Origin of the sequence: Paraburkholderia sp. J94 (assembly GCF_905220285.1) — a bacterium.
Lineage (GTDB): Bacteria > Pseudomonadota > Gammaproteobacteria > Burkholderiales > Burkholderiaceae > Paraburkholderia > Paraburkholderia tropica_A.
On record NZ_CAJMZH010000002.1, the window covers coordinates 499,061 to 519,390 of the forward strand.

Annotated in this window: 20 protein-coding genes; 11 read left to right on the forward strand and 9 right to left on the reverse strand. The window is 65.8% G+C overall.

Annotated elements, in window-relative coordinates; translation table 11 throughout:
- Positions 1-56 precede the first annotated feature (56 nt).
- The 5 genes from U4Y88_RS05485 to U4Y88_RS05505 form a co-directional block, all read right to left on the reverse strand.
- Positions 57-758 carry an ABC transporter ATP-binding protein gene (locus U4Y88_RS05485; RefSeq protein ID WP_224009593.1) on the reverse strand — a complete coding sequence of 234 codons (702 nt, stop codon included), beginning with the start codon at positions 756-758 and terminating at the stop codon, positions 57-59.
- The gene (gene livG, locus U4Y88_RS05490) at positions 758-1,528 is read right to left on the reverse strand and encodes a high-affinity branched-chain amino acid ABC transporter ATP-binding protein LivG (protein WP_224009594.1); all 771 of its coding nucleotides are present in this window, start codon (positions 1,526-1,528) and stop codon (positions 758-760) included. Before livG ends, U4Y88_RS05485 begins: the two co-directional genes overlap by 1 nt.
- Positions 1,525-2,805 carry a high-affinity branched-chain amino acid ABC transporter permease LivM gene (locus tag U4Y88_RS05495; RefSeq protein ID WP_224009596.1) on the reverse strand — a complete coding sequence of 427 codons (1,281 nt, stop codon included), beginning with the start codon at positions 2,803-2,805 and terminating at the stop codon, positions 1,525-1,527. The genes livG and U4Y88_RS05495 overlap by 4 nt, the downstream gene beginning before the upstream one ends.
- 7 nt (positions 2,806-2,812) lie before the next feature.
- Positions 2,813-3,739 carry a high-affinity branched-chain amino acid ABC transporter permease LivH gene (gene livH, locus U4Y88_RS05500; RefSeq protein WP_224009598.1) on the reverse strand — a complete coding sequence of 309 codons (927 nt, stop codon included), beginning with the start codon at positions 3,737-3,739 and terminating at the stop codon, positions 2,813-2,815.
- 142 nt (positions 3,740-3,881) lie between these two features.
- Positions 3,882-4,997: a branched-chain amino acid ABC transporter substrate-binding protein gene (locus U4Y88_RS05505; RefSeq protein ID WP_321782783.1), complete on the reverse strand. Its 1,116-nt coding sequence runs from the start codon at positions 4,995-4,997 to the stop codon at positions 3,882-3,884.
- Positions 4,998-6,034: 1,037 nt separating this feature from the next.
- Here U4Y88_RS05505 and U4Y88_RS05510 point away from each other — a divergent pair.
- From U4Y88_RS05510 to U4Y88_RS05520, 3 genes are all read left to right on the forward strand, one after another.
- Positions 6,035-7,024 carry an ABC transporter substrate-binding protein gene (locus U4Y88_RS05510; protein ID WP_224009601.1) on the forward strand — a complete coding sequence of 330 codons (990 nt, stop codon included), beginning with the start codon at positions 6,035-6,037 and terminating at the stop codon, positions 7,022-7,024.
- Between the two features lie 230 nt (positions 7,025-7,254).
- Positions 7,255-8,151: an ABC transporter permease gene (locus U4Y88_RS05515; RefSeq protein WP_224009603.1), complete on the forward strand. Its 897-nt coding sequence runs from the start codon at positions 7,255-7,257 to the stop codon at positions 8,149-8,151.
- A 1-nt stretch (position 8,152) separates the two neighbouring features.
- Positions 8,153-8,947 (forward strand): ABC transporter ATP-binding protein, encoded by a 795-nt coding sequence (locus tag U4Y88_RS05520; protein ID WP_065065394.1) that lies wholly within the window; start codon positions 8,153-8,155, stop codon positions 8,945-8,947.
- A 104-nt stretch (positions 8,948-9,051) separates the two neighbouring features.
- Here the strand turns inward: U4Y88_RS05520 and U4Y88_RS05525 are convergent, their stop codons facing one another.
- A complete protein-coding gene (locus U4Y88_RS05525) occupies positions 9,052-9,447 on the reverse strand; it encodes a PaaI family thioesterase (protein WP_065065395.1) in 396 nt (131 codons plus the stop codon).
- Between the two features lie 369 nt (positions 9,448-9,816).
- Between U4Y88_RS05525 and U4Y88_RS05530 the strand changes: the two genes are divergently transcribed.
- Positions 9,817-10,956 (forward strand): pyridoxal-phosphate-dependent aminotransferase family protein, encoded by a 1,140-nt coding sequence (locus tag U4Y88_RS05530; protein ID WP_224009730.1) that lies wholly within the window; start codon positions 9,817-9,819, stop codon positions 10,954-10,956.
- 65 nt (positions 10,957-11,021) lie between these two features.
- On the opposite strand, the gene U4Y88_RS05535 is transcribed toward U4Y88_RS05530, so the two are convergent.
- The gene (locus tag U4Y88_RS05535; protein WP_321782785.1) at positions 11,022-11,783 is read right to left on the reverse strand and encodes a class I SAM-dependent methyltransferase; all 762 of its coding nucleotides are present in this window, start codon (positions 11,781-11,783) and stop codon (positions 11,022-11,024) included.
- A gap of 189 nt (positions 11,784-11,972) precedes the next feature.
- Here U4Y88_RS05535 and U4Y88_RS05540 point away from each other — a divergent pair, with 189 nt between their 5' ends.
- From U4Y88_RS05540 to U4Y88_RS05565, 6 genes are all read left to right on the forward strand, one after another.
- On the forward strand, positions 11,973-12,680 hold the full coding sequence (locus U4Y88_RS05540; protein ID WP_224009608.1) for an HAD family hydrolase: 708 nt from the start codon (positions 11,973-11,975) through the stop codon (positions 12,678-12,680).
- Positions 12,681-12,923: 243 nt separating this feature from the next.
- On the forward strand, positions 12,924-13,385 hold the full coding sequence (locus U4Y88_RS05545) for a MarR family winged helix-turn-helix transcriptional regulator (RefSeq protein ID WP_224009617.1): 462 nt from the start codon (positions 12,924-12,926) through the stop codon (positions 13,383-13,385).
- Positions 13,386-13,395: 10 nt separating this feature from the next.
- Entirely contained in the window at positions 13,396-15,528 is a 2,133-nt protein-coding gene (locus U4Y88_RS05550) for an FUSC family protein (RefSeq protein ID WP_224009619.1), read from the forward strand.
- 37 nt (positions 15,529-15,565) lie between these two features.
- Positions 15,566-15,775 (forward strand): DUF1656 domain-containing protein, encoded by a 210-nt coding sequence (locus U4Y88_RS05555; RefSeq protein WP_310630694.1) that lies wholly within the window; start codon positions 15,566-15,568, stop codon positions 15,773-15,775.
- A gap of 7 nt (positions 15,776-15,782) precedes the next feature.
- Entirely contained in the window at positions 15,783-16,760 is a 978-nt protein-coding gene (locus tag U4Y88_RS05560) for an HlyD family secretion protein (protein WP_321782979.1), read from the forward strand.
- Positions 16,757-18,253 carry an efflux transporter outer membrane subunit gene (locus U4Y88_RS05565; protein ID WP_321782787.1) on the forward strand — a complete coding sequence of 499 codons (1,497 nt, stop codon included), beginning with the start codon at positions 16,757-16,759 and terminating at the stop codon, positions 18,251-18,253. The genes U4Y88_RS05560 and U4Y88_RS05565 overlap by 4 nt, the downstream gene beginning before the upstream one ends.
- Positions 18,254-18,341: 88 nt before the next feature.
- Here U4Y88_RS05565 and U4Y88_RS05570 read toward each other — a convergent pair whose 3' ends face one another.
- Complete coding sequence (locus tag U4Y88_RS05570) at positions 18,342-19,142, reverse strand: SDR family oxidoreductase (protein ID WP_321782789.1); 801 nt, start codon at positions 19,140-19,142, stop codon at positions 18,342-18,344.
- Between the two features lie 118 nt (positions 19,143-19,260).
- On the opposite strand from U4Y88_RS05570, the gene U4Y88_RS05575 reads away from it, so the two are divergent.
- Positions 19,261-19,830: a helix-turn-helix domain-containing protein gene (locus tag U4Y88_RS05575; RefSeq protein WP_321782791.1), complete on the forward strand. Its 570-nt coding sequence runs from the start codon at positions 19,261-19,263 to the stop codon at positions 19,828-19,830.
- A gap of 142 nt (positions 19,831-19,972) precedes the next feature.
- On the opposite strand, the gene U4Y88_RS05580 is transcribed toward U4Y88_RS05575, so the two are convergent.
- Positions 19,973-20,266, reverse strand: a complete 294-nt coding sequence (locus U4Y88_RS05580; RefSeq protein WP_224009629.1) for a DUF4148 domain-containing protein — start codon at positions 20,264-20,266, stop codon at positions 19,973-19,975.
- Between the last annotated feature and the right edge of the window lie 64 nt (positions 20,267-20,330).

Here is a 20,330-nt window from a genome sequence, read left to right on the forward strand (position 1 = left end):
GAAAGCAGCGGATTGCGCGGGCCGTGTAGCGGCGAAATCGGCGAGAGACCGATTAATTAACCGCCGAGATAGGCACGCTTGATATCGTCGTTCGCGAGCAGATTGTCGGCGCTGTCCGCCAGCACCACGCGGCCCGTTTCGAGCACGTAGCCGCGATCGGCCACATGCAGCGCCTTGTTCGCGTTCTGCTCGACGAGGAACACCGTCACGCCTTCCTCGCGAATCGCGCGGATGATGTCGAAGATCTGCGCGATCACGAGCGGCGCGAGGCCGAGCGTCGGTTCGTCGAGCAGCAGCAGACGCGGCTTGCTCATCAGCGCGCGGCCGATCGCGAGCATCTGCTGTTCGCCGCCCGACATCGTGCCCGCCCGCTGCTTCGCACGCTGATTCAGGCGCGGAAACAGCTTGAAGACGTGCTCGATGCCCGCTTCGATCTCGTGCTGTTTGGCGAAGAAGCCGCCCATCTGCAGGTTTTCGAGCACCGTGAGGCTCGGAAACACGCGACGGCCTTCCGGCGAAATCGCCATGCCCTTGCGCATGATGTCATGCGTGGGCAGATGCGTGATGTCCTCGCCTTCGAACGTCACGCGGCCCGACGAGGCGCGCGGCGTGCCGCACACGGTCATCATCAGCGTGGTCTTACCGGCGCCGTTGCTGCCGATCAGCGTGACGATCTCGCCCTTGTTCACTTCGATCGACACGCCCGCCAGCGCTTCCACCGCGCCATAGTGGGTATGGACCTGTTCCAGCTTCAGCATCAGTCCTCTCCGAGATACGCCTTGATCACGCGCGGGTCGTTGCGCACTTCATCGGGTTTGCCGATCATGATCGGCTTGCCGTGCTCCATCACCAGAATGCGATCCGACACGCCCATCACGAGGCTCATGTCGTGTTCGATCAGGAGTACGGAGATTCCGAACTCGTTGCGCAAGCCGTCGACCATCTGCTGCAACTCGATCTTTTCCTGCGGATTGAGACCGGCGGCGGGTTCGTCGAGCATCAGCAGACGCGGATCGGTAATCATGCAGCGCGCGATTTCGAGCCGGCGCTGATGACCGTACGACAGCGTGCCCGCCTCGCGATTGGCCACGTTTTTCAGGCCCACGCGATCGAGCCAGTACGCGGCGCGTTCGAGCGCGGCGCGTTCGGCGCGGCGATACGCGGGCGTCGTGAACAGGCCGCTCAGCATGTTGCGGTTGACCTTCAGGTGCTGCGCGACCATCAGGTTTTCGAGCACCGTCAACTGCTTGAACAGGCGGATGTTCTGGAACGTGCGCACGAGGCCGCGGCGCGCGACCATGTGGCTCGGCTGGCCCGTGATCGCGTGGCCGTCGAGCACGATGTCGCCGGCCGTGGGCTTGTAGAAGCCGCCCACGCAGTTGAACACCGTGGTCTTGCCCGCGCCGTTCGGCCCGATGATGGCGAACACTTCGTTCGGCCGCACATCGAAGGCGATGCCGTCGACGGCCAGCAGACCGCCGAAGCGCATCTGCAGGCCCGCTACTTTCAACAAGGTTTCTGCGCTCATTGCGGCAACTCCACATGCGGACGGCTGGCGGGCAACAGGCCCTGCGGACGCCACATCATCATCAGCACCATCACCAGACCGAAAATCAGCATGCGATATTCGGCGAAGCCGCGCGCCACTTCCGGCAGTGCCGTGAGCAGGATCGCCGCGAGCACCACGCCCAGTTGCGAGCCCATGCCGCCCAGCACGACCACGGCGAGAATCAGCGCCGACTCGATGAAGGTGAACGACTCGGGCGTGACGAGACCCTGGCGCGCCGCGAAGAACGCGCCCGCGAGACCCGCGAACGACGCGCCCAGCGTGAACGCCGAGAGCTTGATGCGCGTGGGGTTCAGACCGAGCGAGCGGCACGCGATTTCATCTTCGCGCAGCGCTTCCCACGCGCGGCCCATCGGCATGCGCAGCAGGCGGCTCGTGACGAACAGCGTGAACGCCACCAGCACCAGCGCGAGCAGGTACAGGAAGATCACCATATGCTCGCCGCTGTACTCGATGCCGATCAGGTCGTTGAACGTCTTCGCGCCATCCACGCTCGCGTGGCGCGCGAGTTCGAAACCGAACACCGTGGGCTTCGGAATGCCCGAGATGCCGTCCGGGCCGCCCGTGATGCTCGTGAGATTGTTGAGCAGCAGGCGGATGATTTCGCCGAAGCCGAGCGTGACGATCGCGAGATAGTCGCCGCGCAGACGCAGCACCGGAAAGCCGAGCACGAAGCCGAACGTGGCCGAGGCCAGCGCCGCGAGCGGCAGGCATTCCCAGAACGTGAAGCCGAAGTACTGGTTGAGCAGCGCATACGTATAGCCGCCCACCGCGTAGAAACCCACGTAACCGAGGTCGAGCAGGCCCGCGAAACCCACCACGATATTCAGGCCGAGGCCGAGAATCACGTAAATGAGCGCGAGCGTCGCGACGTCGATCGAACCGCGCGAACCCATGAACGGGAACACGGCGCCGAACGCGAGCAGCACCCAGATCGCCACGCGCTGCTGGCGCGCGCCGAGCGCGGGCGCCTTGGGCAGACGCACGCTGCTCGTCGCGCGCTGGAACAGCGGCTTGACGAGCTGGAACACGAACACCACGGCAGCGGCGATCCACACCGGACGCCAGTGTTGTTGCAGCACGACCTGGTAGCCGTCGAGCGTCAATTGCAGGCCGAGAATCGGCGCAGTCAGGATGATGGTCGCGACCGCGGCGGCGAACGCGCCCTTCACCGTCTCCGACGACGACTGGCCGTGCGCGCGATTGGCGGCCGCGCGAACCGGAACAGATTGGCTCATATCGACCTCACACCTTTTCGACGTCCGGCTTGCCGAGCAAACCGGTGGGACGGAACAGCAACACGAGCACGAGCAGGCCGAAGGCCACGACGTCCTTGTATTCGGACGGCATGTAGCCCGCCGCGAAGGTTTCCGCGAGACCGAGCAGCACGCCGCCGAGCATCGCGCCCGGAATGCTGCCGATACCGCCGAGCACCGCCGCCGTGAACGCCTTGATGCCCGCGATAAAGCCGATATACGGATTGAGCTTGCCGATCGTCAGACCGATCAGCACGCCGCCGACCGCCGCGAGCATCGCGCCGAGCACGAACGTGAACGAGATCACGCGGTTCGTGTCGATGCCGAGCAGGTTCGCCATCTTCATGTCTTCCGCGCAGGCGCGGCACGCGCGACCCATGCGCGAACGCGAGATGAACAGCGTGAGCGCGATCATCAGCACGAGCGTCACGCCGACGATCAGCATGCGCGCGTACGGAATCGTCACGTCGAAGCTGCCGCCCATGTGGAAATCGAGCGCGCCGGAAATGAGTTCCGGCACCGACACGTCACGCGCGCCCTGCCCGATCTGCACGTAGTTCTGCAGGAAGATGGACATGCCGATCGCCGAGATCAGCGGCACGAGACGCGGCCCGCCGCGCAACGGCCGATACGCCACGCGCTCGACCGCGAAACCGTAGAGCCCGGTGACCAGCACCGAGACGATGAGCGCCGCGCCCAGCACGAGCGGCAGCGGATAACCCGCCGAGGTGCCGATGGCCGTGAGCGTGACGAGGCCCACATAGGCGCCGATCATGTAGATCTCGCCGTGAGCGAAGTTGATCATGCCGATGATGCCGTAGACCATCGTGTAGCCGATGGCGATCAGTGCATAGATCGCACCCAGCGTGAGCCCGTTGACGAGCTGCTGGGTGAACTGAGGAAGAAAATCATTCATGCGTAAGCCCCGCGGCCATGAAGCCGATGAGAGACCTTTAAGAGACTCTTGAAACCGTGTCGATCCGTCTGCTGGTGCGCATCGTTGGAAAACGCCCCGCCCGCCGCGACGGCGAACGGGGCGTTGCGATGCGCGGCGAGGATCAGTTCGCGGCGGTCTTCGTGGCGTCCTTGTGCCACGTGTAGACGACGAAGCGGAACGACTTCAGGTCGCCCTGCGCGTCGTACTCGACCTTGCCGATCGGCGTGCTGAACGCGTTCTTGTGCAGGTAGGCCGCGACCTTGGTCGGGTCCGTGCTCTTTGCACCCTTGATGCCGTCGGCGATCACTTCGACTGCCGCGTAAGCGGGCATCTGGAACGGACCGTTCGCGTCGCGCTTGGCGTCGGCGAAGGCCTTCACGAGCTTCGCGTTGGCCGGGTCGGCGGCGAAGTCGGCGGGCAGCGTGACGAGCATGCCTTCCGAAGCCGGGCCGGCGATGGCCGTCACGTCCTTGTTGCCCACGCCTTCGGGGCCCATGAACGTGGCCTTCACGCCCTGTTCACGCGACTGGCGCATGAGCAGGCCCATTTCCGGGTGGTAGCCGCCGAAGTAGACGAAGTCCACGCCTTGCGACTTGAGCTTCGTGACGACTGCCGAGTAGTCCGAATCACCGGCGTTGATGCCTTCGAACACGACGACCGGAATGTGCGCCTTGTCGAGCGCGGCCTTGACCGACGTGGCGATGCCCTGGCCGTACGACTGCTTGTCGTGCAGGATCGCGACCTTCTTCGGCTTGACCTTGTCGATGATGTACGCAGCGGCTGCCGGACCTTGCTGGTCGTCGCGGCCGATGGTGCGGAAGATGAACTGGCGCTTCTTGCCTTCGGTCAGCTGCGGTGCGGTCGCCGACGGCGTGACCATCACGACGCCTTCGTTTTCGTAGATGTCCGAAGCGGGAATCGTCGAGCCCGAGCAGACGTGGCCAACCACGTACTGGATGTGCTGCGAGACGATCTTGTTCGCGACGGCGACGGCTTGCTTCGGCTCGCAGGCGTCGTCCATCAGGACGGCTTCGAGCTTGTTGCCGTTCACGCCGCCAGCGGCATTGATCTGTTCGATCGCGGTCAGGGCACCCGCCTTGACCATGTCGCCGTACTGGGCGACCGGGCCGCTGAACGGACCGGCGATGGCGATCTTCACGGTATCGGCTTGCGCGGATGCACCAAAGGCGAGCAGCGCGGCAGCCAGGGAAACTGAGGTGAGGCGGGACAACGTCATCAGGAGCTCCTCGATTGTTTTCGGGTCAACCGGTCAGACGGATGACCTGCGCAAACGAACAGCACCCCAATGGCGAGCATTGGAGAACGACAACGACGGGCCAGAAAAGAAAGACGCAACGGGGCCCGGCATATATCACCCGCTTTGTTGCGGTTGAGTTCGGAGAGACCGCGTGGATACGCGACTCTGTTGCGCAAGCGATCCGCCTGCCCCGTTCACTGCATTTCGCGCCGGGAAGGTGGTCCGGGCTCAATCAGCGACCCGCGGATGCTATCAATAAACCCTCCCACTCGCAAGCGAGGGTTTTTTCCGATATCTGGTAGGGGTATTGACTTGCGTCAATTGATGAAAATCATGGGGAACCGCTTGAAATCATTTGGAAAATGTCCGGCGGCGGAAGCGAGAAACCGCCTCGCTACGCGCTGCGCCCCGGCTGGCGCGGCCCGGCGGATTTCACTTTCCGATCCGAAATAAAGTGGCTTGATTTTTCCTTTCGGAAACCGCGGCGATTTCCGGATCGAAACTATTTATCCGATCGGAAACACATTCCACCGGCGTCAAGCAATCGCAAATAAACTCCCATTTCTTCATGCAGGAAAACCCTAAATGCAAACTGCGCCAAGTCGTTGATTCGATTCACAAAACTTACACACAGATTTCAATCGAATCAGACGGCACCGTGTCGATCGCGGGAAAATCGGCGCGCACGCTCGGCACGGATATTTCCGATTGGAAATCGGGAAAACTTTCGGGTGCCTACGCATTTTTCTCGAAAATGCGCCGAAACCGTTGATGAAAATCAGCGGACATACCGTCGCATTGCCGCACCACTGCGCCGCCGCGTCGTTCCAGAGGCGCGAACTCCGGTGTATGCTCGCTGCCTCGCCGCCGGTCTTATGCACCAACGCGGCGCACGGCGTACGGGCATGACCGGGCACCACCGGGGACACCACGGGCGCCGCGCGCCACGCCGCGGCGAAGCCGCTTCAAGCGGCCCTACCCGTCCAGAACCGAACACTCGGGGGAGATCAAAGAGAATGAAGACCGTCAAGCTGGCCGCCCGCGCCGCCACCCTTACCCTGATCGCCAGCGCCGCCGCGCTCTCGCTCGCCTGCGGCGCCGCGCACGCGGCCGACACCGCCACCGTCGAAGTCCTCTCGATCGTCGAACATCCGGCGCTCGACGCGATCCGCGACGGCGTGCGAGACGAACTGAAGGCCGCCGGCTACGACGCCGGCAAGAACCTCAAGTGGGAATACCAGAGCGCGCAGGGCAACACCGGCACGGCCGCGCAGATCGCGCGCAAGTTCGTCGGCGACAACCCGAGCGCGATCGTCGCGATCGCGACGCCGTCGGCGCAAGCCGTGGTGGCCGCAACGAAGTCGGTGCCCGTGGTCTATTCGGGCGTGACCGATCCGGTCGCCGCGCAGCTCGTGAAGACGTGGTCGGCGAGCGGCACCAACGTGACCGGCGTGTCCGACAAGCTGCCGCTCGACAAGCAGGTCGCGCTCATCAAGCGCGTCGTGCCGAACGCGAAGACGGTCGGCATGGTCTACAACCCCGGCGAAGCAAATTCGGTCGTGGTCGTGAAGGAACTGAAGGCGCTGCTCGCGCAGCAAGGCATGACGCTCAAGGAAGCCGCCGCGCCGCGCACCGTGGACATCGGCTCGGCCGCCAAGAGCCTGATCGGCAAGGTCGACGTGATCTACACGAACACCGACAACAACGTCGTTTCGGCTTACGAAGCGCTCGTGAAAGTCGCCAACGACGCGAAGATCCCGCTCGTCGCGTCCGACACGGACAGCGTGAAGCGCGGCGCAATCGCGGCGCTCGGTATCGACTACAGCGACCTCGGCCATCAGACCGGCAAGGTCGTCGTGCGTATCCTGAAGGGCGAAAAGCCCGGCGCGATCGCATCGGAAACCAGCAGCAAGCTGCAACTGTTCGTGAATCCGGCCGCCGCGCAGAAGCAAGGCGTGACGCTTTCGGCCGATCTGCTCAAGGACGCGACCTCGGTCGTGAAGTAAGGCCCAGGCACGCACGACGGATCGACGGCTGCGCACGTAGCACACGTTGCGCACGTAACGTTTCCCATCGGAAACGCCCGCACGCCGTCGATCCCGCAAGGCCCGCCAGGCGCACCCGCGCCCCCGCGCACGCACCGGCGTGCGGCCTCACCCTGGCCGCGCGCCGGTGCGGCGACCGATCCGCCGCCGTCGCCACAATCGACGCGCCGGAGACCGCAACAGGATTCCCCATGTCCCTCTATTCGCTGCTGGGCGCGCTGGAGATCGGCCTGATCTTCAGTCTCGTCGCCCTCGGGGTGCTGATCTCGTTTCGCATCCTCAACTTTCCCGACCTGACCGTCGACGGCAGCTTTCCGCTCGGCGGCGCCGTCGCGGCCACGCTGATCGCAAGCGGCCACGATCCGTTTCTCGCCACCGTCTGCGCGATGCTCGCGGGCGCCGCCGCCGGTTTCGTCACGGGCTGGCTCAACGTGCGCCTGAAAATCATGGACCTGCTCGCCAGCATCCTGATGATGATCGCGCTCTACTCGATCAATCTGCGCGTGATGGGCGCGCCCAACGTGCCGCTCATCACCGAATCCACCGTCTTCACGATGATCCAGCCCGCGTGGCTGCCCGACTACGTGCTGCGCCCGCTCGCGCTGCTCGTGGTCGTGTGCGTCGCGAAGTTCGGCGTGGACTGGTTCTTCTCGTCGGAATACGGCCTTGCGTTGCGCGCGACCGGCGCGAATCCGCGCATGGCGCGCGCGCAGGGCATCGCCACCGGCCGCGCCACGCTCGCGGGCATGGCGCTGTCGAACGCGCTCGTCGCGCTCGCGGGTTCGCTGTTCGCACAGACGCAAGGCGGCTCGGATATCTCGATGGGCATCGGCACCATCGTGATCGGCCTCGCGGCGGTGATCATCGGCGAAAGCATTCTGCCCGCGCGCCGTCTCATGCTCACGACGCTCGCCGCCGTGCTCGGCGCGATTCTCTATCGCTTCTTCATCGCGCTCGCGCTCAACAGCGACTTCATCGGCCTCAAGGCGCAGGATCTGAACCTCGTGACCGCCGTGCTCGTGACGATCGCGCTCGTGCTGCCCGCGACGCGCAAGAAGCTGTTTGGCCGCAAGAACGGGAGAGCCTGAGATGCTCAGCGCACAAGATCTTCGACTCACTTTCAATCCCGGCACGCCGATCGAAACACGCGCGCTGCGCGGGCTCACGCTCGAAATTCCGACCGGCCAGTTCGTGGCCGTGATCGGCTCGAACGGCGCGGGCAAATCGACTTTCCTGAATGCGATCAGCGGCGACCAGATGGTCGACGAAGGCACCATCACGATCGACGGCCAGGACGTCACGAAGAAGCAGGCCTGGGACCGCGCGCATCTGGTCGCGCGCGTGTTTCAGGACCCGATGGCGGGCACCTGCGAGGCGCTCACGATCGAGGAAAACATGGCGCTCGCGATGGCGCGCGGCAAGCGGCGCGGCTTCGGTTCGGCGCTGAAAAAGCAGGATCGCGAGCTGTTCCGCGACAAGCTGCGGCTGCTGAATCTGGGCCTCGAAAACCGTCTGACCGATCGCATCGGCCTGCTCTCGGGCGGCCAGCGCCAGGCCGTGAGCCTGCTGATGGCGTCGCTGCAGCCGTCGCGCATTCTGCTGCTCGACGAGCACACGGCCGCGCTCGATCCGAAGACCGCCGCGTTCGTGCTCGAACTCACGGCGCGCATCGTCGAAGAAGCGAAGCTCACGACGATGATGGTCACGCACAGCATGCGTCAGGCGCTCGATTACGGTCAGCGCACCGTGATGCTGCATCAGGGCCAGGTGGTGCTCGACGTGTCCGGCGAGCAACGCCGTGGCCTCGACGTGCCCGACCTGCTGCGCATGTTCGAGCAGAACCGCCACGAGCAGCTCGACGACGACGCCCTGCTGCTGGGCTGATCGTCGACGCGCGGCGCGATGCCATGTAAAAAGCCCGCTTTCTGCGAGGAAAGCGGGCTTTTTTACGTCCTAACGATTAATTCGGATATCGAATCAATCGAACATCAAGCCGATTTCGCATACTTGAACGTGCCTTGCGCGCTTGCGATCAGCAGCGTGTCGTCCACCCACGCTTCCGCGCGCGCGAAGAAAATCGAGCGGCCGCCGCGTTCGAGAAAGCCCTTGGCGCGCACGAACTGGCCGAGGCCCTTGTCGAGATAATTGGTGGTCAGCGAGAGTGTGAAGCCATGACGCTTGGGTGCGTCGAGTTCGGCGAACAGGCCCGCGTAGCCCGCGGCGGCGTCGAGCAGCGTGGCGATCGCGCCGCCTTGCAGCACGCCCTGGCGATTGAGCTTCGAGGCGTCGATCGGCATCAGCAGTTCGGCGTAACCTTCGCGCCAGGCCGCGACGCTCACGCCGAGCGTTTCGAGAAACGGATTGTCGACGGCGAATTGCGTCATGCGTGCTGTCCCCCCGGTGTTGTCGATGAAAGCGGCGTGGTTCGAAGCATCGTTGCCAAGCCGCGCCGCGCAGCCGATTATAGAACCCCGCGCCGCGCGTTGCAGCGTCGCATCCGCGACTGTTCCGGCAAAAAGCGCGCAACTGTACATGGTATTGTGCGCCGCGCCGGAGAACACTGTACGTTTCCCTTGCCGCCCGAGCGCGCGCATTTTTCCACTGTCCCAAAAGGAATCATCATGACCGACAACACGCGACCCACCGACTCCCTCACCCTGCAACGGGCGGCAGCGGCGGCCGCCGCCGCGTTGCCGGTCCCTTGCCCGGGCGTCGATCCGCTCACCGAGATCCTGCCCGACGAGCCGCTGCTCATGATGGGCGCAGGCCCCGTGCCGATCCCGGACGCCGTCGCGAAGGCCAACTCGGTCGTCATCAATCACCTCGGCGACACCATGGCGCGCGTCATCGACCAGGTGAAAACCATGGCGCGCTACGTGTTCCAGACGCGTTCGAACTGGGTGCTCGGCGTGGCCGGTCCCGGCTCGGCGGCCATGGAAATGGCGATCTCCAACCTCGCCTGGCCCGGCACGCGCGTGCTCTCCATCGTCAATGGCTTCTTTAGCGGCCGCATGGCGGAGATGGCGCGCCGCATCGGCGCCGACGTCACCACGCTCGACGTCGCCGACCGCGAGATCGCTTCGCTGGAAGCCGTCGCGCAGGCCATCGAGCGCACGCGTCCGGCCATCGTCACCATCGTGCACGGCGAGACCTCGAACACGGTCTGGAACCGCCAGCTCAAGGACATCGTGCAGATCGCGAAGGCGGCGGGCGCGCTCGTGGTGGTCGACGCGGTCTGCACGCTGAGCACGATGCCGCTGGAGATGGACGCGTGGGGCATCGACACGGTGATCACGGGCGGCCAGAAAGGTCTTTCGTCGATCCCGGGCGTCTCGCTGATCGCGTTCTCGGACGCCGCGTGGGAACGTGTGCGCACGCGCACCGCGCCGAACACGCACTGGTGTCTCGACGCCGTGCTCGCCGAAAACTTCTGGCACAAGGCGGGCTATCACTACACCGCGCCGGTGTCGGGCGTGCTCGCGCTGCACGAGGCGCTGCGGCTCGTCTGCACGGAAACGCTCGAAAAGCGTTTCGCGCGCCATCAGCGCTGCTCGCTCGCGCTGCAAAGCGGCGTGGCCGCGCTCGGTCTCGCGCTCTATACGCCCGAGCTTTGCCGCCTGAATTCCGTGGTCGGCATCGAATTGCCCGACGGGCTCACGCCGCGCGACGTGTGCAATCACATCTCGCAGCAGTATCAGGTGGAGATCGCCGGTTCGTTCGGATTACCAATCATCCGCATCGGACAGATGGGCGAGCAATGCCGCGAACACCATCTGTTCCGCACCGTGCATGCGCTCGGCCGCACGATGCGCGATCTGGGCGCGATGGTGGATCTGCCTGCTGGCGTCGCGGCGCTTGAAGAGTCGCTTTCGGCGGCGGGCGCGCGGCGCTAATCGCCAGGCGCCAGGCGCACGCCGCGCGTCATATCACGTCATCACATCACGTCAAATCACGCCACTCACACGCGGCGCGCGCGCACGCAGATAAACGCGGGCGCGAGCATCAACTCCGCGTAGAGTCTGGGCGCAACGTCCTTCATCTCGGGCAGGGGCTTCGGTTCGGTCATGCGATCGACGCTCCAGCCCGTCTCGATCAGCGCGTTGACGATATCGGCGAGCGGACGGCGATACGCCTCCACATACGGCTTCGGTTCGCCGAAGCCGCCCCAGTGCAGGCCGAAGCGCGTGGTCTCGAAGTACGCGCGGCCGCCGCGCGTGCGCGTGTCGATCCAGTCGCGCATCGGATGCGCCATCGAGAACACCAGTTGCGCGCCGGGCCGCGTGACGCGATGGAACTCCGCGAAAGTGGGCGCCAGATGCTCGACATAGTCGAGCGCGAGCGAGCAAACGATGCGGTCGAACTGCGCGTCGGCGAGCCAGGCGAGCGGCTGGCCGAGGTCGCCTTGCGCGATCTCCACCGCCATGCCCGCGCAGCGCACGCGCGCAAGCTCGACCATCGCGGGCGTGACGTCGAAGGCCTGCACGCGCGCGCCCTTGCCCGCGAGTTCCGCGCTGACGATGCCGGGGCCGCAGCCCGCGTCGAGCACCGCGAGTCCCGCCACGTCGCCGAGCAGGGCCTCGGTGGCCGGACGCTCGTAGAGCGCGTTGTGCGGCTTTTCGGGCGCCATCTGCGCGTAGCGGTCGGCGAACTGCGTGTAGTTGGCGCGGCCCGGCAGTTCGGGGGCGGCGGCGTTAGCCGGTTCGGACGGGTCGTTGTGCATGCTGGCGTGAACGGAAAAGCGAAACCGCCATTGTCCCGTGTTTCGTGCCTTCGACTCCAGTGCGATGCGCGTCCCGGTATCATCGCGTTCTTGCAACGCGGCCCACGCCCGTTCAAAATTTCATTTTGCTTTCACGTGCGCCGTCAAACGCACCATCAAACGCCCCCTCCAACGCGCCTGATTCCGACGATGTCCTCGCTTCCCGCCCTTTCTACCGCCCTTTCTTTTGACGCCGTGCTCTTTGACTGCGACGGCGTGCTGGTCGATTCCGAACGCATCACGCACGTCGTGCTGGTCCAGATGCTCGGCGAACTGGGCTGGACGCTCAGCGTCGACGATGCCATGCGCATCTTCGTCGGCAAGATGGTGAAGGACGAGGCCGATCGCATCGAAGCCCACACCGGCTATCGCATCACCGAAGACTGGCTCGTGGGCTTTCGCGCGCGCCGCAACGAAGCGCTCGCGCGCGACCTCGAAGAGATTCCGGGCGCGCCGGCCGCCGTGCGCGCCGTGCACGCGGCCTTCGACGGGCGCATCGCGGTGGCGTCGGGGGCGGATCGCCGCAAGGTCGAACTGCAGTTGCGCAAGGTCGGCCTGCTCGACTGTTTCGACGGACATATCTATAGCGGCCACGAAACGCCGCGCAGCAAGCCGCATCCCGACGTCTATCTCGCGGCCGCCGCCGGGCTCGGCGTGGACCCGCGCCGCTGCGCCGTGATCGAAGACACGGTGACCGGCGCGCGCGCGGGCCTCGCGGCGGGCGCCACGGTAATCGGCTACAGCCCCGCCGAGCCGGGCCACAGCAGCGCCGAGGCGCTTCGCGCCGAAGGCGTCGCGCACGTCATCACCGACATGGCCGCGCTGCCCGCCCTGCTGCAAGGCTGGCCCGCACGCTAATCGCGCCGAACCCAACACTACGCCCCAAACCATCGCGCTCCGCTGCAAAGCAAGTAAGCGTGTGTGACAATCGCAACCCTGCCGCCAATCAGGAGACAACCGGCGGATCCAGCGTGGCGTACAGGTCACACGAACGCCACGCGAGCGCCACGCAGACGCCGGCTCGATTACTATCCGAGGATGGCGTCGTCAGCCGGAAAAAGATAGTTTGCTACCAAATCGCTTTGGGCTATCATCCCGCCGATGTCGAATCTTCACACCTTACGACTGGCCGTCAGCAGCACGCTCGTCCTCGCCGCGCGCAAATGGCGCCGCACGACGCATGGCGCGCTCACGGCCTATAACGTCTCCGAAGCCTGCGCTTCGCCGCTGCTGATCGCCGGCCGTCTGGGCGAAGGCGTACGCCAGGTCACGCTCGCCGAACATGTGGGCATCGAAGGCCCGTCGCTCGTGCGCCTGCTCGACCAGCTCTGCGCCGCCGGTCTCGCGCGCCGCGACGAAGACCCCGACGATCGCCGCGCGAAAACGATTTCGCTCACCGACGAAGGCCGCGCCGTCACCGCGCGGATCGAGGCTGATCTGCGCGATCTGCGCGCGCGCGTGCTCAAGGGCGTGAGCCGCGCCGACCTCGAAGCCACCTTGCGCGTGCTCAGCGCCTTCAACGCCCCGGACCCGGCCGAGGGCGCGCCCCGGACCGAAAGCTGAAAGCGGCCTCATGACCTACCCCTCACTTCGCGACTGGCTTTTCTCGGTCAAGACGTTCGCCGCGTCGATGCTCGCGCTCTATATCGCGCTGATCTTTCAGCTGCCGCGTCCGTACTGGGCGATGGCGAGCGTCTATATCGTCTCGAATCCGTTCGTCGGCGCGACGCGCTCGAAGGCGCTCTATCGCGCGCTCGGCACCGCGCTCGGCGCGGCCGCCGCCATCGCGCTCGTGCCGCCCTTCGTCGAAACGCCGCTGCTGTTCAGCGTGATCGTCGCGACCTGGACCGGCACGCTGCTCTATCTGGCGATCATGGACCGCACCGCGCGCAGCTACGTGTTCATGCTCGCGGGCTACACGATGCCGCTGATCGCGCTGCCCACCGTGACCGATCCGAGCACCGTGTTCGACGTCGCGATCGCGCGGACCGAGGAAATCACGCTCGGCATCATCTGCGCGAGCGTGGTGGGCAGCAACATCCTGCCGAGCCGCCTCGCGCCCACGCTGATCGAGCGCGCCGACGCCTGGTTCCGCGACGCCGCCTTCTACGGCCGCGAAACGCTCTCGGGCCACATCACGGGCAAGGCGTTGTCGGCCTGCCGCCAGCGTCTCGCGGCCACGGTCAATCAGCTCGAATTCCTGCTCAGCCAGCTGAGCTACGACCACACGCATCCTGAAGTGCTCGCGCGCGCGGAGAATCTGCGCGGCCGCATGCAGCTATTTCTGCCGATGATTTCGGCGCTCGCCGATCCGCTGCTCGCCTTGCGGCGCGACCTGCATACGTGGCCCGAAGGCCTCGACGCGCTGCTCGCCGACGCGGCCAAATGGTTCGACGCCCCGCTGCCCACGCGCGCCGCCGAGATGCGCGACGACGCCGGCGACCCCGTCGCGGACAGCCTGCACGCGCGCATCGCCGCCTTGCAGCCGGGCCACGACGCGCTCACGAGCTGGGAAGGCGCGCTGCTCTCGAATGCGCTCTGGCGTCTGGGCCAGGTCATCGACGTGTGGCAGGACTGCCGCTCGCTGCGTGCGCTGATCGCACACGAAGCGGGCACGTGGCGGCCGCGCTATCGCCACTGGCGTCTCGGCGGCACCGAGCGCTTCTACGACCGCGGCATGATGCTGATCTCGTGCGCCGTGCCGGTCAGCGCAATTCTCGTGGCCTGCTGGCTCTGGGTCAGCTCGGGCTGGCACGACGGTGCGGGCGCGGTGACGCTCGCGGCCGTGGCCTGCTGCTTCTTCGCCGCGCTCGACGAGCCCGCGCCGATGGTGTTCCGCTTCTTCGCCGCGACCGCCGCGAGCGTGGTGTTCGCGGGCCTCTATCTGTTCGTGGTGCTGCCGAAGGTGCACGACTTCCCGATGCTCGTGCTGCTGTTCGCGGGGCCGTTCATCCTGATCGGCACCCTGATTCCGCGCCCGCAGTTCAATATGGTGACGATGCTCGTAGCCGTGAACACGGCCACCTTCATCAGCATTCAGAGCGCCTACGAGGCCGACTTCCTCGTGTTCCTCAACAGCAATATCGCGGGCGTCGCGGGCCTGCTGTTCGCCTATGTGTGGACGCGCGTGACGCGCCCGTTCGGCGCCGAACTCGCCGCGCGCCGCCTGCTGCGTTCGAGCTGGTCCGACGTGGCGCTCTCGGCGTCGGTCGCGCCGCTCGGCGATCAGCGCAATCTCGCCTCGCGCATGCTCGACCGACTGATGCAGTTGCTGCCGCGTCTCGCGGCGTCCGACGAACACCGCCATCCGTCGATCGAGAGCTTCCGCGATCTGCGCATCGCGCTCAACGCACTCGATCTGCGCCGCTCGCGCCGCAAGCTCGACGGCGACGTGCCCGCCGCCATCGACCGCGTGCTCGCGGGCGTCAGCGATCATTACTCGCGCTGCGCGCAAGCGAGCGCGCGCCAGGACGCGCCACCCGCGCTGCTCGCCACCATCGACGACGCGCTGCACCGCGTCGCCACGCGCGGCATCGCGCAAGGTCTCGGCGACGCTCAGACCGAAAACGCCGCGCCGCCGCGCATGCGCGTCTCGCAGCGCTGGCTGCGCGACACGCTGCACGCGCTGGTCGGCCTGCGTCTGTCGCTCTATCCGACGCTGGTCGCCCAGCGTCCGAGCGGCGACACCTCGGGAGGCAAAGCGTGAGCGCGCAACCATTTTCTGTCTTTATCAAACCCGCACCATGATCGGCGAAATCGATATCTTCGGCGTGTTCGTGCCGGCCGTGCTCGTGCTGATGCTGATCGCGTACCTCATCAATGTCGTGATCGGCAAGATGCTCACGCGCGCCGGTTTTTACCGGCTCGTCTGGCATCGCTCTATCTTCGATCTCGGCATTTATGTGTTCGTCCTGGCTGCCGTCATCATCGTGTCGCATCGCTTCGTGAACTAACGTGAACGTGAAAAAAACCTGGTTCTCCGCAGGCCAAATCCTGCTGACGCTCATCGTCGTCGTCGTGGCCGCGCTCGTGCTGTGGCGCATCGTCAACTACTACATGTTCTCGCCGTGGACACGCGACGGCCACGTGCGCGCCGACGTGATCCAGGTCGCGCCCGACGTGGGCGGCCTCATCACGAACGTCGACGTGGCCGACAACCAGCAGGTCAAGAAAGGCCAGGTGCTGTTCGTGATCGACCAGGCGCGCTACGCGCTCGCGCTGCGTCTCTCGCAGGCCGCGCTCGAACAGCGCAAGGCCACGCTCGCGCAGGCCAAACGCGAATTCGCGCGCAACATCGCGCTCGGCAACCTCGTGGCGAGCGAGACGCTCGAAGAGAGCCGCACGCGCGTCGAGCAGGGCGAAGCCGCCGCGGCCGACGCCCAGGTGCAGGTCGATACCGCGAAGCTGAACCTGCAGCGCACGACCATCGTGAGCCCCGTGGACGGCTATCTGAACGACCGCGCGCCGCGCGAGGGCGAATATGTGTCGGCGGGCCATGCGGTGCTGTCGGTGGTCGATATGCATTCGTTCCGCGTCGACGGTTACTTCGAGGAAACGCGCCTGCACGGCATTCATATCGGTCAACCGGTCGAGATCACGGTGATGGGCGAAACGCGTCCGCTGCGCGGCCATGTGCAGAGCATCGTCGCCGCCATCGAGGACCGCGACCGCCAGGCGAGCCCGAATCTGCTGCCGAACGTGAACCCGGCGTTTAGCTGGGTGCGTCTTGCGCAGCGTATTCCGGTGCGCGTGGCGCTCGACGAAGTGCCCGACGACTTCCGCATGATCGCGGGCCGCACCGCGACGGTCGCCGTGCGCGCCGATGCCGACGACAAGCCGCGCGCGAAGGACCACGCCAATGGCGCGAGCGGTGCAAGCGGCACATCCGCCGCTTCGGGTGCCAGCGCAGCATTGGCCGCGAGCGGAGCCTCGCAATGACGCGCCGTAGTCTCTGGCGCTCGTTCGCACTCGCGCCGCTCACGCTCGCGCTCGGCGCGTGCATGAACCTGGGCCCGAATTACAAGCTGCCGAACGACGCGCTCGTGAACGCGCCGCTCGCACAAGGGCCGATCGCGGGCGCGGACAAGGCGCCGGTTTCGCAGGGCGAGGTACCCAACGACTGGTGGCGTCTCTACGACGATCCCACGCTCGATCAGCTCGTGCAGGACGCGCTCCAGTCGAACGCGAGCCTGCGCGTGGCGGCCGCGAATCTCGCGCGTTCGCGCGCGGCGCTCGACGTCGCCAACGCGCAAGGCGGCTTCTCGGGCGGCGCGACCGTGGGCTTCCAGCGCGCCCAGGAATCGGCGGAACAATACCTGCTGTTCAGCAAGCTGCCGGTCGAAAACCTCGGCTCGCTCGGCGTGAACGTCTCGTATGAACTCGATCTGTTCGGCAAGCTGCGCCGCGGCGTGGAGTCGGCGGAAGCGGAAGACGAAGCCGTGCTGGCCGCCGCCGATCTCGCGCGCATCACCGTGGTCGCCGACGTCGTGCAGGCCTATGTCGAATCGTGTTCGGCGGGCGAGGAACTCGCCATCGCGCAGGAATCGCTGAAGCTGCAACAGCAGCGCGTGGCGCTCACCAAACGTCTGCGCGACGCGGGGCGCGGCAATCAGCCCGACGTGACGCGCGGCGTGACGCAAGTCCAGACGCTCGCCGCCGACATTCCGCGCTTCCAGGGACGCCAGCGCATCGCGCAATATCAGCTCGCTATGCTGCTCGCGCGGCCGCCGGCGGAACTGCCGCCCGCCGTGCTCAGCTGCAACCGCCTGCCGAAGCTCAAGCAGCCGATTCCGGTCGGCGACGGCGCGGCGCTGCTGCGCCGCCGCCCCGACGTGCGCGAAGCCGAACGGCAACTCGCGTCGGCGACCGCGAAGATCGGCGTGGCGATGGCGGCCATGTATCCCGACATCAGCATCGGCGCGAGCGTGGGCTCGGTCGGTATCGCGAGCGATCTGTTCTCGCCGATCACCAATAGCTGGTCATTCGGACCCCTGATCAACTGGACGTTCCCGGCGAACGGGCAGCGCGCGCGCGTGCGCGGCGCGCAGGCGGCGACGGCCGGCGCACTCGCGCATTTCGACGGCGTGGTGCTCAACGCGCTGCGCGAAACGCAATCGAGCCTCGCCACCTACGCCGCCGACACGCAACGCGCCGATTCGCTGCGCACCGCGTACGGTTCGGCGCGGCAGTCCGCCGATGAAACGCATCGCCTCTATTCGGCGGGCCGCGAATCGTTCCTCTCCGATCTCGACGCCACGCGCACGCTTACGGCGGCGCACTCGCAGGTGGCGGCGGCCGAAGGCCAGGTCGCGCTCGATCAGGTCAAACTGTTCCTCGCGCTCGGCGGTGGCTGGCAGCCCGATCAGGAAAAGCCCGCACCCGCCGATGCGGCATCGGGCACGCAGGCCGCACAACCGGCTCGCATGCAATAAACGCCGCAATAAACAGCCATCAAAGCAGCGACAAAACGAGGGCGCGCAAAGCGATTTGCGCGCCCTCGCTTCATTGAGCGCAGCATGCTTACTTCGCTTCGACCGCCGCCGCGCGATAACGCGCCGCCGGTTGCGACTGGCCGAAGTTCGCCGCCATCGCCTGACGCGCGGCTTCGAATGCGTTCCACTGCTGCTCGTCGGGCAAGGGCGGAATCGTGACCGTCTCGCGGCGATCGTAGCCCGCGAGCGCCGCATCGACGAGATCGTCGACTTCCATCACGCCGCTCAACTCGTTCACATCCTTGCCCGCGTGCGACCAGATATCCGTGCGCGTGGCGCCCGGCAGCACCGCCTGCACATACACGCCCTTCGGCCCGAGTTCGACGTGCAAACCTTGCGAGAGGAACAGCACGAACGCCTTGGTCGCGCCGTAAACCGTCGCGTGATACTCGGGCACGAGACCCAGCACCGACGCCACATTGACGATGGCGCCCTGCCCCTCGCGCGCGAAACGCGGCGCGACGGCGGCAGCGAGCCGCGCGACCGCCGTGGCGTTCAGATCGATCAGCTTGCTCACGACCTCCGCGCCCTGCTCGATGAAGGTGCCCGCCGCAGTAGTGCCCGCGTTGTTCACCAGCACGCCAATGCGCGCGTCGCTCGCGAGACGCGCTTCCACTTGCGCGAGGTCGGCGTGCTGCGTGAGGTCGGCGCGCAGAATCTCGACGTTCACGCCATCGCGCTCGCGTAGCCGCGCGCCAAGCGCTTCCAGACGCGCCTGATCGCGCGCGACCAGCACGAGGTCGTGGCCGCGCTGCGCGAAACGATCGGCATACACCGCGCCAATACCGGTGGATGCGCCTGTGATCAGAACAACGGGTTTTGCTGACATGGTGACTCTCCTTCGCGTATCGAATCCTTATACATGACGATCATCATGTATTCGAGTCGAATAATGATGACCGTCATGTATAATGTCAAGCAGAAAATCGAGGGCAGCGGAGAACGCGATGCGAGTCAGTCGTGAGCAGGTGGCGATCAATCGCCAGAAGATTCTGGAAGCGGCCAGCCGTTTATTCCGCGAGCGCGGCTACGACGCCGTCACGGTCGCGGAAGTCATGAGCGCCGCCGGCCTCACGCACGGCGGCTTCTATGGCTACTTCAAGTCGAAGGACGATCTGATCGCCGAAACGCTCGCGCACGTGTTCGCGCAAGGCGACGCGGGCGAAACGGACGTGGCGCGCTACGCGTCGCGCTATCTGTCGCGCGCGCATCGTGACAATCTCGCGGGCGGATGTCCGACTGCGGCGCTGGGCGCGGAAACGGTGCGCCAGACGCCCGAGGCGCGCGCCGTGATGGCGGCGGGACTCAGGAAGCAGATCGAACGTTTGAGCGCGGCGAACGCCGCGAGTGGAGACGCTTCCACTGCCGAACACGCACGGCGTGCGGCCATCGGCAGCTGGTCAGCGATGGTGGGCGCGGTGATTCTCGCGCGGCTGATCGACGATCCCACGCTCTCGGACGAAATTCTCGACGAAACGCGCGCATGGATCGATGATCGGGAGAACGATTCAATTTAAACGATTGATGAATCGCACCACGGTGAAAGCGCTTTCACTGAGGTTGAATCGAACGCCGTAGAACGCGAAAACGCGGTGCGCCCCATTTGGGACGCACCGCGTTTGCACATTCGATTACGCCAATACCGAGCGCAATTCAGGCTCACTTCATGATGACCGGCGGCGAATACGAGCTAGCCGAGCCGCTTTGCGACGTGCCATCGGTCGAAGGACCGTAACCGCTTTGCGCGGCCAGGCGGGCCTGTGCGGCGCGGTAATCTTCAGGATAGTAAGGAGACACGACGTTCGGGCGCCAGCCCACCGACTCCAGCTGCTTCAACTCAGCGCGCACCTGTTCACGCGTGACAGGACCGTTTCCCGGTTGCGATTGGGCGAACGACACAGCGGGCACCACGAGCACGGCGGCCAGCGCAGCAGCCTTGAAAAGCGACTTCATGACAGAACCTCCAGTAACTTGACTTGTCGGTGCAGCGCTCGCTGCGAACCGTTGATTACAAGTC